Origin of the sequence: Actinoplanes sandaracinus (genome assembly GCF_030009775.1) — a bacterium.
In the GTDB taxonomy this organism is placed as follows: Bacteria; Actinomycetota; Actinomycetes; order Mycobacteriales; family Micromonosporaceae; genus Actinoplanes; species Actinoplanes sandaracinus.
The window spans coordinates 71,482-86,902 of record NZ_JASCTH010000020.1 but is presented as its reverse complement, the minus strand read 5'-3'; the positions used below and the strand labels follow the sequence as shown (position 1 = coordinate 86,902).

General features: G+C 71.5%; 16 protein-coding genes. 2 read left to right on the top strand and 14 right to left on the bottom strand.

What is annotated here, in order from left to right:
• Positions 1 to 40: 40 nt before the first annotated feature.
• From QLQ12_RS28320 to QLQ12_RS28285, 8 genes are all read right to left on the bottom strand, one after another.
• Positions 41 to 634, bottom strand: coding sequence for a nucleoside/nucleotide kinase family protein (locus tag QLQ12_RS28320; RefSeq protein ID WP_282763592.1), 594 nt, complete (start codon positions 632 to 634; stop codon positions 41 to 43).
• Complete coding sequence (locus QLQ12_RS28315; protein ID WP_282763591.1) at positions 631 to 1,503, bottom strand: sulfurtransferase; 873 nt, start codon at positions 1,501 to 1,503, stop codon at positions 631 to 633. Before QLQ12_RS28315 ends, QLQ12_RS28320 begins: the two co-directional genes overlap by 4 nt.
• Positions 1,500 to 2,237: an ABC transporter ATP-binding protein gene (locus QLQ12_RS28310; protein ID WP_282763590.1), complete on the bottom strand. Its 738-nt coding sequence runs from the start codon at positions 2,235 to 2,237 to the stop codon at positions 1,500 to 1,502. The genes QLQ12_RS28315 and QLQ12_RS28310 overlap by 4 nt, the downstream gene beginning before the upstream one ends.
• Positions 2,230 to 2,979, bottom strand: a complete 750-nt coding sequence (locus QLQ12_RS28305; RefSeq protein WP_282763589.1) for an ABC transporter permease — start codon at positions 2,977 to 2,979, stop codon at positions 2,230 to 2,232. The genes QLQ12_RS28310 and QLQ12_RS28305 overlap by 8 nt, the downstream gene beginning before the upstream one ends.
• Positions 2,976 to 3,989: an ABC transporter substrate-binding protein gene (locus tag QLQ12_RS28300; protein WP_282763588.1), complete on the bottom strand. Its 1,014-nt coding sequence runs from the start codon at positions 3,987 to 3,989 to the stop codon at positions 2,976 to 2,978. The genes QLQ12_RS28305 and QLQ12_RS28300 overlap by 4 nt, the downstream gene beginning before the upstream one ends.
• Positions 3,990 to 4,082: 93 nt before the next feature.
• Positions 4,083 to 6,344, bottom strand: coding sequence for an FdhF/YdeP family oxidoreductase (locus QLQ12_RS28295; RefSeq protein ID WP_282763587.1), 2,262 nt, complete (start codon positions 6,342 to 6,344; stop codon positions 4,083 to 4,085).
• A gap of 73 nt (positions 6,345 to 6,417) precedes the next feature.
• Positions 6,418 to 7,620 carry a hypothetical protein gene (locus QLQ12_RS28290; protein ID WP_282763586.1) on the bottom strand — a complete coding sequence of 401 codons (1,203 nt, stop codon included), beginning with the start codon at positions 7,618 to 7,620 and terminating at the stop codon, positions 6,418 to 6,420.
• A gap of 29 nt (positions 7,621 to 7,649) precedes the next feature.
• Entirely contained in the window at positions 7,650 to 7,844 is a 195-nt protein-coding gene (locus QLQ12_RS28285; protein WP_282763585.1) for a hypothetical protein, read from the bottom strand.
• An 81-nt stretch (positions 7,845 to 7,925) separates the two neighbouring features.
• Between QLQ12_RS28285 and QLQ12_RS28280 the strand changes: the two genes are divergently transcribed.
• Positions 7,926 to 8,939, top strand: coding sequence for an SDR family NAD(P)-dependent oxidoreductase (locus QLQ12_RS28280; protein ID WP_282763584.1), 1,014 nt, complete (start codon positions 7,926 to 7,928; stop codon positions 8,937 to 8,939).
• On the opposite strand, the gene QLQ12_RS28275 is transcribed toward QLQ12_RS28280, so the two are convergent.
• Positions 8,893 to 9,471 (bottom strand): TetR/AcrR family transcriptional regulator, encoded by a 579-nt coding sequence (locus QLQ12_RS28275; protein WP_282763583.1) that lies wholly within the window; start codon positions 9,469 to 9,471, stop codon positions 8,893 to 8,895. The genes QLQ12_RS28280 and QLQ12_RS28275 overlap by 47 nt on opposite strands.
• A 179-nt stretch (positions 9,472 to 9,650) precedes the next feature.
• Here QLQ12_RS28275 and QLQ12_RS28270 point away from each other — a divergent pair, with 179 nt between their 5' ends.
• Positions 9,651 to 10,499, top strand: a complete 849-nt coding sequence (locus QLQ12_RS28270; protein ID WP_282763582.1) for a hypothetical protein — start codon at positions 9,651 to 9,653, stop codon at positions 10,497 to 10,499.
• A 79-nt stretch (positions 10,500 to 10,578) separates the two neighbouring features.
• On the opposite strand, the gene QLQ12_RS28265 is transcribed toward QLQ12_RS28270, so the two are convergent.
• The 5 genes from QLQ12_RS28265 to QLQ12_RS28245 form a co-directional block, all read right to left on the bottom strand.
• On the bottom strand, positions 10,579 to 10,875 hold the full coding sequence (locus QLQ12_RS28265; RefSeq protein ID WP_282763580.1) for a MoaD/ThiS family protein: 297 nt from the start codon (positions 10,873 to 10,875) through the stop codon (positions 10,579 to 10,581).
• On the bottom strand, positions 10,872 to 11,987 hold the full coding sequence (locus tag QLQ12_RS28260; RefSeq protein WP_282763579.1) for a WD40/YVTN/BNR-like repeat-containing protein: 1,116 nt from the start codon (positions 11,985 to 11,987) through the stop codon (positions 10,872 to 10,874). Before QLQ12_RS28260 ends, QLQ12_RS28265 begins: the two co-directional genes overlap by 4 nt.
• Positions 11,988 to 12,139: 152 nt before the next feature.
• On the bottom strand, positions 12,140 to 13,660 hold the full coding sequence (locus QLQ12_RS28255) for a methyl-accepting chemotaxis protein (RefSeq protein WP_282763578.1): 1,521 nt from the start codon (positions 13,658 to 13,660) through the stop codon (positions 12,140 to 12,142).
• 70 nt (positions 13,661 to 13,730) lie between these two features.
• A complete protein-coding gene (locus QLQ12_RS28250) occupies positions 13,731 to 14,711 on the bottom strand; it encodes a Ppx/GppA phosphatase family protein (RefSeq protein ID WP_282763576.1) in 981 nt (326 codons plus the stop codon).
• A gap of 8 nt (positions 14,712 to 14,719) precedes the next feature.
• Positions 14,720 to 15,388, bottom strand: coding sequence for a response regulator (locus QLQ12_RS28245; RefSeq protein ID WP_282763575.1), 669 nt, complete (start codon positions 15,386 to 15,388; stop codon positions 14,720 to 14,722).
• Between the last annotated feature and the right edge of the window lie 33 nt (positions 15,389 to 15,421).

Here is a 15,421-nt window from a genome sequence, read left to right as displayed (position 1 = left end):
CGCCGAACCCGGCGACCGGCCGCGGGTTCGCCCGATGAGGTCAGCGGCCCGGGTTCTCGACGATCAGGTCCGCGGTCTCCCGGACCTGATCGGCCGCGTAGTACGCGTCCTCCTGCCGGGCCCACCGGTCCCAGTGCGGGGCATAGGTCTCCCCGTCCCTAGCGAGAGCGCGCCGCTTGCGCACCGCGGCGGGGCTGTCCACCCAGACGACCCCGCGCAGGTACGGCCTGAGCACCCGCGCACCGGCGCCGACTCCCTCGACGACCAGCCAGTCACCGTCCGGCACCGGATGTTCTTCGGCGTAGGCGCCGGCGGTCCAGTCCCAGCGTCGCCAGGTGGCCGGTTTCCCGCCGGCGAGCGGCTCCAGCACCCAGTCGCACAGCACGCCGACGCCCTCCCGGAGGCCGTCCCATCCGGCGTACAGGTCGTCCATGTGGATCAGCGGCGCACCGAGCCGGTCCGCGACGGCCCGGGCCAGGGTGGTCTTGCCGGCCCCGGACCGGCCCTCGATCGCGATCATGCGCCGGCCCTCGTCCACGGGAAGGCCCCGCGCCCAGGCCACCACCCGGGCGGCGACGGCCTCCGGCCAGCTCGTTCCCCGGGCGACGGTTCCCGGCCGGGGCGGTGTGCTCATCGGCCCAGCTCGATCGGCAGTTCCGGGTCGGCGGACCACTCCTGGAGCGAACCGTCGTAGAGGGCCACGTCGTCCCGGCCGAGGACGGTCAGGGCCAGCCCCAGCGTGGCCGCCGAGATGCCGCCGCCGCAGTAGAGCCAGATCGGCGCCGGATCGGCGAGCAGGTCACCGAGCATCCGGCGCAGCTCGGGTTCGGGACGGAACCGGCCGTCCGGGCCCAGCAGGGAGCGTGCCGGCACGTTCCCGGTGCCGGGGATGTGGCCACGCCGTGAGTATCGGGTCGGGACCTCACCGGCGTACGCCTCCGGGCTGAGCGCGCACAGCACGGTCGCCTGGACGTCCTCGGCGAGCCAGCGCTTCAGGTCCTCGCGCCCCACCCACCGCCCGTCCCGCACGACGGGCGTGCGGAGCGGGGCGGGCACGAGGTCCGCATGTTCCGCGGTGGCGGTGGCGGTGACCGGCAGACCCGCGGCCCGCCAGGCGGACAGGCCGCCGTCGAGGACGTAGGCCTCGACGCCGAGCCAGTCGAGCAGCCACCAGAGGCGGGCCGCCCAGATACCGCCGGCCCGGTCGTAGGCGACGACCGGAACACCGTCACGGACACCGCGTTCGGCCAGCCGGGCGGCGAGGACGCCGGCGGACGGGCGGGCGAAGTGGTAGGGCGCGGACGGGTCGCTCAGGTCGTGCAGCAGGTCGGCGTGCCGGGAGCCGGGAATGTGGGCCTGTTCCCAGCCGGGACGGCCGGACGACGACCGGTGGTCACCGTCGTGGCGCGGTGCTTCCAGCGCCACCGTCGCGTCGAGGATGACCAGGTCACCGTGTTCCCGGCGGACGACCAGATCGGCCGGCGAGAGAAGCGGACCGGTCATCGGGGAGCACCTGTCAGGAGGTCGGTGAGGTGGCGGCGCAGCTTGACGAACGCGGGGTCGTCGACGACGGCGTCGCGGCGCGGGCGGCCGAACGGCACGGTGATCTTCTCCAGGATCGTGGCGGGGCGGCGGGAGAAGACGTAGACGGTGTCGGAGAGCAGCAGCGCCTCCTCGATGTTGTGGGTGACGAAGAGGACCGCCCGGCGGTTGGCCTCCCAGATGTCGAGGAGCCAACGGTGCATCTCGATCCTGGTCATGGCGTCCAGGGCGCTGAACGGCTCGTCGAGGCAGAGCAGCGGCTGGTCGGAGAGCAGGGCGCGGAGGAAGGCGACGCGCTGCTGCATGCCGCCGGAGAGCTGATGGGGGTACGACTTGGCGAACCCGTCGAGGCCGACCCGGGCGAGCCACTCCCGTGCGGCCGGCTTGTCGGCCTTGCCGCGGATCTCCTGCGCCAGGACGACGTTGGCCTCGATGGTTCGCCACGGCATGAGGGCGGGCTGCTGCGGCATGTATCCGATGAGGCCACGCCTGGCCGCCTGCCCATCGACCGAGATCTCCCCAGCCGACGGCGTGATCAGGCCGCCGATCAGGTGGAACAGCGTGCTCTTCCCGCTGCCCGACGGCCCGACGATGGAGACGAACTCCCCGGGCGCGACATCGAGCGAGACGTCGGAGAGGACGGACAGGTCGCCGAAGGCGTGCGAGAGCCCCCGGACGGTCAAGGCGTCAGCCACGACGGCGCCCCTTCACGGTCCACTTCTCCACGAGGACGACCAGGCCGAAGACGGCCAGGGACAGAACGATGACGATGGCGATCGCGACGAACATCCGGTCCGCCCGGAACGCCGACTTCTGGATCATCATGTACTGGCCGATCCCCTTCTCCGCGCCCAGCCACTCGGAGATCACCGCGCCGAAGACGCTGTAGGTCGCCGCGATCTTGAGTCCGGAGAACATGGTGGGCAGCGCGTGTGGCCACTGCAGCTTGGTGAAGAGCTGTCGCCGGTTCGCCCCGCTCATCAGCAGGTAGTCGGCGATCATCGGGTCGCTGCGCCGGAGCCCGTCCAGGGTGGCGACCGCGACCGGGAAGAAGCAGACCAGCACGATCACCACGATCTTCGGGGCCAGGCCGAAGCCGAGCCACACCACGAGCAACGGGGCGATCGCGATGACCGGCACGTTCTGGCTGATCACCAGGAGCGGGTAGACGGCGTCCCGGAGCACCGGCGCCAGATGCAGCAGGACGGCCACGACCAGGCCGGTGGCCACGCCCGCGCCGAAGCCGTACACGGTCAGCTCGGCCGTCGCCATGGTGTGCTCGGTGAGCGCCTCGCGCTGCAGGAGCGCGGCGTCCCAGATGCCCTTCGGGCTGGGCAGCAGCCAGGCGTCGATGCCGGAGACGCTCGTGTAGATCTGCCACCCGGCGATCAGCAGGACCAGCGTGACCGCCGGGGGCAGGGCTCTGCGGAAGGTCACGCCACCGGCAGGAAGTCGTTGGTGTACGCCTTCGCGCCGTCGACCTTCGTGGAGATCACCTTCTGCTGGTAGAGCCAGTCGGAGAACCCGGTCCAGATCTCGGCCTTCTGCTCGCCCCAGCGGGGGGCGTCGTCCTGGTATTTGGGGCTGAGCCACTCCTGGCTCTTCTTGACCAGTTCGGCGTTCAGGTCGGGAGCGGCCTTGAGCAGGATGCCCGCCGACTCGCCGGCGTTCTTCGCGGCGTAGGTGTAGCCCTCGGAGACCGCCGCGGTGAACTGCTTGACCAGGTCGGCGTCGCCTGTGACCCGCTTCTCGTTGGTGATCAGGATCGGGGTGTAGAAGTCCAGTGCCGGGTCGTACTCCTTGACGTACTGGATGTTCACCGGCTCACCGCGCAGCTCGGCCTCGATGCCGGTCCACCCGTAGAAGATCCACTGGAAGTCGATCCCCTTCTTCGTGGCCGCGAAGAAGTCGGAGTCCCCGACGTTGACCGTCTTGACCGTCGCCGCGTCGCCGCCGTCGGCCGCCACGATGGTCTTGAGCAGCGGCGCCTCGATCGGGCCACCCCAGCCGCCGTAGGTCTTGCCGGCGTACTGGGCGGGGCGGGTCAGGTTGCGGTCCTTCGGCGAGGCGAAGCCGGACGTGTTGTGCTGGATGACCGCGGCGATGGAGACCAGCGGCGCGCCCTCGGCGCGGGCCTGGGTGAGCGCCTCCTGGGCGCTGATCGCGAACGGGATCTTGTCGGCGGCGACCAGGGCGGACGGGTCGGCGTCGCCGGGCTGGACGATCTCCACCTCCAGGCCGTGGGCGGCGAAGAAGCCCTTCTCCTTCGCCACGTAGAGGCCGGTGTGGTTGGTGTTCGGGGTCCAGTCCAGGGCGATCTGAACCTTCCTCACCCCGGGCTCCATGGTGCCGGACTTGTCCTCGTCACCACAGGCGGCGGTGGCGAGGACGAGGGACGCGGCGGAAAGGACGGCCAGGGCACGGCGCCTGGTGATCGCGTTGCGCATCGGAGACTCTCAGGTCGGGAACAGAGTGGTGATCTTAACTTTGCTTGCTCACGCTGCGTATTCGGCCTGTTCCTTGGCGGCGGCCGGTATGGATCAGGCGGGCCGTTCCAGGCGCACCTGCACCCACTTGGACGTGGGGGTTCCGCTCTCCTCGGCCTGCGAGTCGAGCGGGACCAGCGGGTTCGTCTCCGGATAGTAGGCGGCCACGCAGCCCTTGGGGGTGTCGTACTCGACCAGCCGGAACCGGTCGGCCCGCCGCTCGACGCCGTCGGACCACTCCGACACGAGGTCGACCATGTCACCGTCGGCGAAGCCCAGTTCGGCGAGGTCGGCCGCGCTGATGAACACCACCCGGCGGCCGGACCTGATCCCCCGGTAACGGTCGTCGAGTCCGTAGATCGTGGTGTTGAACTGGTCGTGACTGCGCAGCGTCTGCAACACGAGCCGCCCTTCCGGCACGGTCATCACCTGCACCGGGCTGACCGTGAAGACGGCCTTGCCCTCGGGCGTCGGGAAGGTCCGCGAGTCACGCGGCGGGTGCGGCATGGTGAACCCGCCGCCCTGGATCTTCGCGGCGTAGTCGTCGCAGCCCGGCACCACCCGGCCGATCCGCTCCCGGATGCGCTCGTAGTCGGCGGCGAAGCCGGCCCAGTCGATGCCGTACCGGTCGCCGAGCGTGGCGGCCGCGAGCCCGCAGACGATGTCCACCTCGGAACGCAGCAGCGGCCCCACCGGTTCCGAACGCCCGCGGGAGGCGTGCACCGCGGACATCGAGTCCTCCACGGTGATCCGCTGCACCCGGCCGCCGGTCAGATCCTGCTCGGTACGGCCCAGGGTCGGCAGGATCAGCGCGGTGCGCCCCGCCTCCACGTGGCTGCGGTTCAGCTTGGTGGAGATCTGCACGGTCAGCGTCGCGCCCCGCATCGCCGCGGCGGTCACCTCGGTGTCCGGCATGGCGCCGACGAAGTTGCCGCCGAGCGCGACGAACACCTTCGCCCGCCCGTCGCGGAACGCCTTGACCGTGTCGACCGCGTCGTGGCCGTGCTCCCGCGGCGGCTCGAACCCGAACTCGTCCCGCAGCCGGTCCAGGAAGAACGCCGGCGGCTTCTCCCAGATGCCCATGCTCCGGTCGCCCTGCACGTTGGAGTGTCCGCGCACCGGGCACAGGCCCGCGCCCGGCTTGCCGATCATGCCCTGGAGCAGGGCGACGTTGACGAATTCCTTGATCGTGGCGACCGCGTTGCGGTGCTGGGTGATGCCCATCGCCCAGCAGTGCACGATCCGTTCCGCCGACGCCAGCATGTCGGCGGCCGCCTCGATCTCGGCCCAGGTCAGGCCGGTGGCGGCGAGCACCAGGTCACGGTCGATCTCGGCGACGTGCGCGGCCCAGGCCTCGAACCCGACGGTGGACGACGCGATGAACTCGGAGTCCGCCACCCCCTTGCGCAGCAGCAGGTGCCCGATCGCCTGCCAGAGCGCGAGGTCGCCATTGGACCGGATCCGCAGCAGCCGGTCGGCCAGCGCGGTGCCGCGCCCGGCCAGGCCGCGCGCCTTCTGCGGGTTGTCGAAGCGGATCAGCCCCGCCTCCGGCAGCGGGTTGATGGCAAGGATCTTCGCGCCGTCCCGCTTGGCGATCTCCAGCGCGGTCAGCATGCGCGGGTGGTTGGTGCCCGGGTTCTGCCCGGAGACCACGATCAGGTCGGCCTGGTGCAGGTCGTCCAGAGTGACCGAGCCCTTGCCGATGCCGATCGTGCGTGTCAGGGCGGTGCCGGTCGACTCGTGGCACATGTTCGAGCAGTCCGGCAGGTTGTTCGTGCCGAACGCCCGGGCCAGAAGCTGATAGACGAAAGCGGCCTCGTTGCTGGCCCGCCCCGAGGTGTAGAAGGCCGCCTCGCCGGGACTGTCCAGACTCCGCAGAACGGAGCCGGCTAGGGCGAACGCGTCGTCCCAGGAGATCGGCTCGTAGTGCGTGCCGCCCGCCCGGCGGACCATCGGGTGGGTGAGCCGCCCCTGCTTCTCCAGCCAGTGGTCGGTGCGCCCGGCCAGGTCGGCGATCGAGTGCCCGGCGAAGAACTCCGGCCCGACGGTGTCGCGCTGGCCCTCCCAGGCGACGGCCTTCGCCCCGTTCTCACAGAACTCGGCGGCGTGGCGGCGGCCCTGCGGGTCCGGCCAGGCACAGCTCATGCAGTCGACGCCGTCGTGCTGATTGAGGGTGCGCAGATTGCGCACCGTCTTGCGCACACCCATCTTCTGGACGGCGTTGGCCAGGCTCAGCCGCACCGCCTCCAACCCGGCCGCATGGTCGGCCGGCGGCCCCACCCGCAGCCGGGCCTCTTCGTCGTCGAAGGCTGCCAAGAGGACCTCCCCAGGTCACGACCATACGTCAGGGTGCAGTCTCCCTTCCTGGGGAAGCCTTCCACCAGGCGGCCTAATCCAGGCGGTGATCGCGCAGGTCGGCGAGGGTCTCCGGGGCGGGCCAGCCGTCGACGCGGTAGCGGGGCGGGGCCAGCAGCGGCTCCGGCCGCAGGCCGGTGTGCTGTTCCACGACATGCCAGGCGGCACGGAACTCGACGCCGGCGCCGGGGCGGTGGAAGGCGATCGAGTCAGCCCGGGGAAGCAGGGCACTGACGCCCTCGGTCCAGGTGGTGATCGTCTCGGCGGGACCGCCGCCCGGAGGCTCGACCGCCACCAGGTCGCCGATGTGGACGTCGACGCCGGCCTTCGCGTACTGCTCGGCCAGCCAGTCGGTCTGGTTCGAGTACTCGGTGAGGGCGAGCACGGCGTCGGCGCGGCGGGCCGGGAGGTGGTGCGGATGGCCGGGAGGCGGCGCGTACGGGACGGCCCGCCCCTCGGGGCCGGCCACGTAACCGACCGGGGACAGGTAGCGGACCGCCTCGTTGAAACTGTGCTCCACGACGGCGTAGATCTGGTCGACGCCGGCCTCCGGGAGCGGCATCACCAGCAGCGTATTGTTGTCGGGCACGAAGGCGACGGCCGGGCTGCCCATCCGCTCGCCCAGCTCGGCCAGCCAGCCGGGCGCCAGCAGCAGCGAGGTGAAATATCCGTCGCCGTCGTCGAGCATGCTGACCGCGGCGCCGTCGCGCCACTCCCGGTCGAGGGTGTCGCGGGCGATCGCGGCCAGGTTGCGGCGAGCCGCGGCGAACACCTCGTCGACCGGCACACCCCACTCGTCGACCCGGTCCGGGAGCACGTACGCCATCGCGTCCGGTGAGTCGATGACGACCAGCTCACGAAGGAACGGCATGGCCGGGCGGGACAGCGGTGGCCGCATCCCGGCGGGACCGGCGACGCCGAACGTCACCGGCCGGACCACCGGGCGCAGCTTCGGGCGTACCGTCTCCCAGTCGTCGTCCGGCGCCGGCGCCATCAGCCGCAGGAGCTTCTCCAGCCGTTCCCGGCGTTCCGCCGGGGAGGCGTCCGCGGTCTCGCGGAAGACGTTCGAGAGGTAGAGGTGGGCGGGGCCGTCGGCCCCGGTCCGATGGACGGCGATGGCGAAATCGTCGGCCTGGTAGACCGCGCGTTCCACGCCGGGGGTGCTCCGAGCCACCCGGAGAGCGAGATGGGCGAAGCGGCGGCGCGGGGAACCGGCGAACCTGTCCAGCAATCCCATTGGAGGACCCTAACGGACGCGATGCGCGGTCACCGGCGTACGGGGGCGGCCGGATCCTCATCGACAAGGCGGCCGGAGATGGTGCTCAGAGCCTGGTCCAGCAGCGCTTTGTCGCCCGCGCCGGACATCGTGATGTCGCCGAGGCGCGCGCCGAGCCATGCGCGCCAGGCGTGTTTCACCCGTTCGAACCGCTCCGGCCCGGCGCCGGTGAGGGGCACGGCCAACGGAGAGAGGATTACTCGTCCCGCGCAAGTAAACTAAGTTCACTTTCGCTTCCCCTCCCCCGAACCGAAGGGTCTTCCCCCATGACCGACCCGTCGAAGCCGCTGACCGCGAACAGCTCGATCGGCGCGTGGCTGGACCACCCGGAGGGCGGACCGGCCCTGGGCGGGCTGCTCGCCGCGGGCGGCGCGGATCCCTCGATGCTCGCCCCGATCCGGGGCCTGCCCCTCCAGCAGATGGTCGAACTCAGCCAGGGCCGGATGCCGCAGTCGGCGGTCGACGAGCTGGTCCTGCGGGTCAACGGCGGGGTCACCCCCGTCGAGGACGGCGAGAGCGGCGGCTGGACGGAGAAGATCGTCGCCGGCCGCTTCGACGGCCGGACCGTGATCGTGACCGGCGCCGCGTCCGGCATCGGCCGGGCCACCGCCTCCCGCATCGTCCGCGAGGGCGGCCGGGTGATCGGCGTCGACATCACCGCCGACAAGCTCCAGGAGGCCGAGGCCGACCTGGGCGAGTCGTTCGTCGCGGTGGCCGCCGACATCACCGACGCCGGCGACATCGCCCGGATCGTGGCCGCGGCCGGCGACCGGATCGACGGCCTGGCCAACATCGCCGGTGTGGTCGACGATTTCAGCCCGGTCCACGAGACGTCCGACGCCGTCTGGGAGAGACTCTTCGCGGTCAACGTCGACGGAGTCTTCCGGCTCACCCGCGCGGTCGTCCCGTCGATGCTGTCGGCGGGCCGCGGCTCGATCGTCAACGTGGCCTCCGAGGCCGCGCTGCGCGGCAACGCCGCCGGTGTCGCCTACACCGCGTCCAAGCACGCGGTCGTCGGCATCACCAAGAACACCGCCTTCATGTACGGCCAGCAGGGCGTCCGGACCAACGCGGTGGCACCCGGCGGGGTCGCCACCGGGATGACCCCGGTCAACCAGTCCGAGTTCGGCCGGGGACGGACCGGTCCGTTCCTGCAGCTCATCCCCGGTATCGCGCAGGCCGCGCACCTGGCCGCCTCGATCACCTTCCTGCTCAGTGACGACGGCGTGAACCTCAACGGGGTGGTGCTGCCGTCGGACGGGGGCTGGTCGGTCCAGTGAGGGCCTGCTGGAGCAGCGCGCCGTAGCGGGCGATCAGCTCATCGCGGTCCGCGGCGAGCAGTGCCTCGTCCTCGACCACCCACAGGGCGTACAACAGGCCGCCGACGACGGCCGCGGCGATCCGGGCCCGCACGTCGGCGTCCGGCCCGGCGAGGCGGGCCCGCACCGGCTCGACGAAGGTGCGCTCGTGGATCGCCTGCAACCGGACCTTGATCTGGGCCTCGTTGCTGCCGCGGACCAGGGCCAGGTAGACCCCGCGGATGTCGTCCTGCGAGAGCACCACGTCGATGAACCGCTCACCGAACCGCTCCAGCGGGACATCGAGCAGCGGCTCGTCGTCGATGGTGAACCGCATGGTGTCGAGGAACAGGAGCTCCTTGGTGCCGAAGTGCCGAATCACCAATGCCGGGTTCGTCACCGCCAGGGCGGCGATGTCCCGAACCGAGGTGCGCGCGAAACCTCGCTCCCGGAACAGACGTGCGGCCGCGACACGAATCTCCTCGCGAGTCGCCTCGCCGCTGCGCCTCACCATGCCCCGATCGTAGGCGTGGGGCCGCCCCACCGGTCTCCCGCCGTCACTCCTGCCACAGCCGGGTGACCCTTCGGGGCCGGGCACCATCCGAGTGGACACAGTTTTGTGAACCTCGCCCCGCCTTCCGGACACCGTGCTCAGCTATGCGGGACAGGCACGACTTTTCGGAAAGGTCCGACATGCGAAGAGCAACACGGGGATTGATCACCGCCTGCGCCGGGCTGGTAGCCGGTGCCGCGTTCGGGTCCACGCCGGCCCTGGCGGGGCCGACCTGGGTACCGCCCGGCCACATCCTCGGCTACTACGGTTCGCCCGACGACTGCACGTCGTACGCGGCGTCGCTGGTTCTCTGGGACGACGACTACGACTGCGACTACCGGCCGCAGAGGGTCGCCCTGCCCTACGTCCTGGTCATCCAGAGGCCGGTCCTCATCACCCAGCCGGGCTTCGACCACAACCCTCCCCAGGGTCAGCCCGACGAGCCGATGGCTCCGGCGCCGGGCATGAAGGAGCCGGCCGGCAACGAGGCGCCCGTTGTCGAGGAACCGGCTGGCGAGAAGCCGCCCCCCATCGACATGGTGCCCGCGCCCGGCGTCAAGGAGCCGGCCGGCGGCGCCCTGTCGGAGAAGCCCGCCAAGGCGCACGACAAGGCCAAGCCGAACAAGCCGAACAAGCCGAACAAGCACCACAACAAGATCAAGGCGCTGGCCGACGACCCGGTCGCCGAGCAGCCGGTCGCCGAACAGCCAGTCGCCGAACAGCCAGTCGCCGAACAGCCGGTCGCCGAGCAGCCGGTCGCCGAGCAGCCGGTCGCCGAGCAGCCGGTCGCCGAGCACCCGGGCTGCCCGCCCGTGGTGGACGAATGCACCGACGTCCTGGCGGTGCCGGTGGCCACGCCGGTGCAGCTCGTGGCACCGGTCCGGCCGGTCGTGCCGGTGGTCCGGCCGGTCGTGCCGGTGGTCCGGCCGGTCGTGCCGGTGGTCCACCACCCGCTCGTCGGACCGTGGCACCACCCCTGGCCCCTCTGAGTAACCGAACGGATCCGCGGCGGCCGGGCTGAGCCCGGCCGCCTTCGCGGTCCACATGCCGGCGCTCGACTGAGGGCGCTCAGCCGCCGGCCATCGCCCCGACGATCAGGAACGGCTCCTCGCCCTTGACCACACGGTCCGGCAGCGGGGTGTCCGGCGGATCGTTGGAGAGGTCCTCCTCGCAGGCGAAGAAGCGGACCAGCGGGCGCCGCTTCCCGGTGGCCCGGTCCCGCATGGTCCCGAGCAGCATCGGGAAACGCTCCTCCACCGCGTCGAGGACCCGGCGCTGGGTCACCTCGCCGCTGACCTCGACCCGCACCTCCCCGGAGACGTGCGCCAGGTTGCGCAGGTGCGGGGGCAGCACCACGCGGATCACGGCAGCACCTGCACTTCGACGGAACAGACCGGCGGCAGGTCGCGGACGATCGCCCGCCACGTGTCGCCACTGTCGGCCGAGCCGTAGACCTGGCCTCCGCTGGTGCCGAAGTAGATGCCGCACTCGTCGAGGGTGTCCACGGCCATGGCGTCACGCAGCACGTTGACGTAGCAGTTCTCCTGCGGCAGGCCGGTGGTCAGCGGCTCCCACTCCTGGCCGCCGGTCCGGCTGCGGTAGACGCGCAGCTTGCCGTCCATCACGTAGTGCAGGTAGTCGCTGGTGATCGGGACGACATAGATCGTCTCCGGTTCGTGGGCGTGCACCGCGATCGGGAAGCCGAAGTCGGTCGGCAGGTTGCCGCTGACCTCCCGCCAGTTGGCACCGGCGTCGTCGGTCCGCATCACGTCCCAGTGCTTCTGCATGAACAGCGTCTCCGGCCGGGACGGGTGCATGGCGAGCCGGTGCACGCAGTGCCCGACCTCGGCGTCCGGGTCGGGGATGCCCTCGCTCTGCAGGCCGCGGTTGATGGGCTGCCAGGTGACACCGCCGTCGTCGGTGCGGAAGGCGCCGGCCGCGGAGATCGCCACGAAGATCCGGTCCGGGTTCACCGGGTCGAGCAGGATGGTGTGCAGGCACATGCCACCGGCTCCGGGCTGCCACTTCGGGGCCGACGCATGGGTGCGCAGCCCGGTCAGCTCCTCCCATTTCTGGCCGCCGTCGGTGCTCTTGTAGAGCGCCGCGTCCTCGGCACCGGCGTAGACCACGTCCGCTTCGGTCCGCGACGGCTCCAGGTGCCAGATCCGCTTGAACTCCCAGGGACGGGACGTGCCGTCGTACCAGAGGTGGTCCCCGACGTCCCCGTTGTAGGTGAAGTCACTGTCGACCTGGTTCCAGGTGGCGCCGCCGTCGTCGGAGCGCTGGATCAGCTGGCCGAACCAGCCGCCGGACTGCGACACATAGATCCGGCCGGGATCGACCGGCGATCCGTTCGCGTGGTAGATCTCCCATCCGCCGAAGTGCGGGCCGTCCACCTTCCAATCCTCGCGCCGAGCATCCGAGGTCAGGATGAACAGTCCCTTACGGGTACCGACCAGCAATCGAACACCACTCACGTTCCACTCCTCTCCAGGCCTTGTCCGCCCGGTCGCCAGAGTGGTCCCGGCGGCGCCGAGACGGTCCCGACAAGCAGACGAACCCATAGACGCATCATGGTGTGCTTCGCGTCACCCTGGGGAGTCTAGGACGAATGTTCGATCGGAAGGGGTCATCCCTGCAGGGCGTGTGCCATCTCGGCCTGCTCGGCGAGAACGTCGTTCATCCGCGCCTGGACGGCGTCCATCTTCCCGATCGTCTCGCTCGTGGTGTGGATGCCGCTGGCCACCGTCTCGGCGCTGGCCTGGATCCCGGCGATCTGCTCGGCGACCTTTTGGGTGGCCTCGGCGGTCTCCCGGGCCAGTTCCTTGACCTCGCCGGCGACCACGGCGAAGCCCTTGCCGGACTCACCGGCTCGGGCCGCCTCGATGGTGGCGTTGAGGGCGAGCAGGTTCGTCTGCTCCGCGATCGATGAAATGATCTTGAGGACGTCCCCGATCGCGGTGGACGCCTGGCCCAGCGCGGCCACCTCGGCCGTCATCGCCGACGCCCGGGTCACCGCCTGCTCGGCCACCGAGGTGGCGTCGTCGCTGGCGCTGCGCAACCGCTGGACGGTGTCCAGCAGGTCACGGGCGTTGGCGGCGGCCCGCTCCGAGACGCGCACCACGTCGAGCCGCTGCGAGACCAGTTGCTGCACGTTGCGCAGCGCCGTCGCCCGGGACTCGGAGAGCTCGATGTGCTCGGTGGTGAAGAAGTCCATGGTGCCGACGACCCGGTCCCCGCTCATGATCGGGAAGCAGACGCCGGAGCGCACCCCGGCCCGCTGTGCCGCCGGCGCCCGCACGCAGTCGGTGAGCTCCGCCAGCTCCCGGACGAACACCAGGTCCCGGGCCCGCCAGGCACGGCCGGACAGCCCGACGCCCTCGGCGAAGGTGGCGGCCAGGGTCACCCGGCGGAACTCGTCGCCGGCCGACCCGGACTCCAGCTGGAACTTCAGCACCCCGGCCGCCGGGTCGACCTCCCAGTACGACCCGTACGCCCAGCCGAACGCGGTCCGTACCGCGTCCAGGGCGGCCCGGATCGTGGTCTGGCTGTCCGACGCCGCGCCGACCCGGCTCACCACCGAGGTCACCGCCTCCCGGTCGCTGGCGATCTGGCGCAGCTCGGCGGCGGCGACCGCGCTGGACCGGGCCCGCTCGGCGATCCGGATGATGGCCGCGAACTTCTCCTTGCGCGCGGTGTCGGCATGGACCGGGGTCGGCGAGTAGTACTCGAAGACGGCGAGCACGTCGGCGCCCTTGGTGTCCGGCAGGATGACCGCGGCCGACATCCCGGCCCGGGCCGCGGCCTGCCACCGCCGGCAGCCGGAAGCGCCGGCCGGATCCTCGTCGAAGACCGCGGCCCGGCTGCGGAAGGCCCGCGTCACCAGCTCGGAGTCGGCGGTTCCCCGCATCTGCGGGACGAGCGGCCCGACCTCGTGCAGCATCCGCAGCCGGCCGGGCCCGTCCGGCACCCAGACGGCGCCGTACCCGAAGGAGTAGAACCGGACCGTGCTCTCCACCGTGATACGCCAGGCGCTGTCCTCGTCGGTGGCGGCGTCGAGGGCGAGAACCAGCTGTTCCAGCGCTTCCACGTCCCGTGGGATCGGCCGTGCCACGTCGGGGCTCGCCGCCCGGGAACCGAACAACCGCACGCTGTGTCTCCTTCGCCTAGGCGGATCCGGACAACAGCCCTATCGGCGTGTTTCCTGGCGCAGTGAGCCGTCAGTTCCAGGGCACCCAGGCGGCGTTGACCAGGGGCGGCTGCTGAGACTCCAGCTCGCGCAGCAGGATGCCCTCCCGCAGGCCCCACGGGCAGATGATCAGCGAGTCGACGCTGAGGCGGCGCATCACCTCGTACGCGACGATGGAGCCGGCCAGGATCTGCCGGGCCCGGTGCGGTGAGACGCCGGGCAGCGCGGACCGTTTCGGACTGGGCATCGCGGCCAGCCGCTTCATCCACGGCCGCAGCGCCGAGGCGCGCAGCACGCGCGGGACGAACGGGCCGAGCCGGAGCGGCGGGGCGCCGGTGAGGCGGGCCAGTTGCTGGAAGGTCTTGGACGCGGCCACCGAGGTGCGCGGGGACTCCCAGGACGTGCGGGCGGCCACCTCGGCGAACTGTTCCCGCACGTGCCGCCGCAGTCGCCGGACGGCACGCGGGGAGGGCGGATCGCCGTCGGCCAGGAACTCCCGGGTGAGCCGGCCGGCGCCGAGCGGCAGCGACACCGCCGACTCGGGCAGCCGATCACGGCCGAACGCCACCTCCAGGCAGCCACCGCCGATGTCGACCATCAGCATCGGGCCGGCCTGCCAGCCCAGCCAGCGCCGCGCCGCCAGGAACGTCATCCGGGCGTCCTCGATCCCGCTGAGCGTGCCCAGCCGTAACCCGGTGGCCTTCTCGACCTCGGTGAGGACGTCCTCGCGGTTCGGCGCGTCCCGGACCACCGCGGTGGTGTAGGCGAACATCCGGTTCACCCCGGCCCGCCGGGACTCCGCGACCGCCTCGTCCACCGCGGTGATCATGCGCTTGAGGGCGTCCGGCCCGATCGTCCCGTCGGCCGGCAGCCGGTGCGCGAGCCGGGGACGCCGCTCCCACGTGTGGACCGGCAACGGCAGTCCCGAGCCGGCCTCGGCGACCACCAGATTGACCGTGTTGGAGCCCACGTCGAGCACACCGAGCCGCATGGAGGGCCGACTACCCGTCAATTCCGCGATCATGGGCGGAACCGGTATCCCATGCCGGGCTCGGTGAGCAGATGCCGGGGCCGGGCCGGATCGGTCTCCAGCTTGCGGCGCAGACGTGCCATGTACTGCCGCAGGTAATTGGTCTCGGTGCGGTACTGCGGGCCCCACACGTCCTGCAGCAGCTCACGCTGGGTGATCAGCCGGCCGGGGCGGCGCAGCAGGTGTTCCAGGAGCTGCCACTCGGTCGGGGTGAGCCGCACGCCGTCGGAGACCGAACGCTCGGTCAGGTCCACGCTGAACCTCCCGATCGTGACGACCGGGGCCACCTCCTCGGCCGGCCGGCCCCGGCGGGTGACCGCCCGGATCCGCGCCAGGAGCTCGTCCACCCCGAACGGCTTCGTGACGTAGTCGTCCGCGCCGGCGTCCAGCGCCCCCACCTTGTCGGCGCTGCCGTCCCGCCCGGACAGCACGATGATCGGGACCGCGGTCCAGCCGCGCAGGCCGGCGATCACCTCGGCGCCCTCCATGTCGGGCAGCCCCAGATCGAGCACGACCAGGTCGGGATGGGCGCCGGCGGCGGCGCGCAGAGCGCCGGCGCCGTCGGGAGCGGTGTCCACGTCGTACCCCCGGGCCTTGAGATTGATCCGCAACGCCCGCAGGATCTGCGGCTCGTCGTCGACCACCAGGACACGGGTCATCCGGCGCCGCCCGTGGGAAGCGGCTCGCGAGAC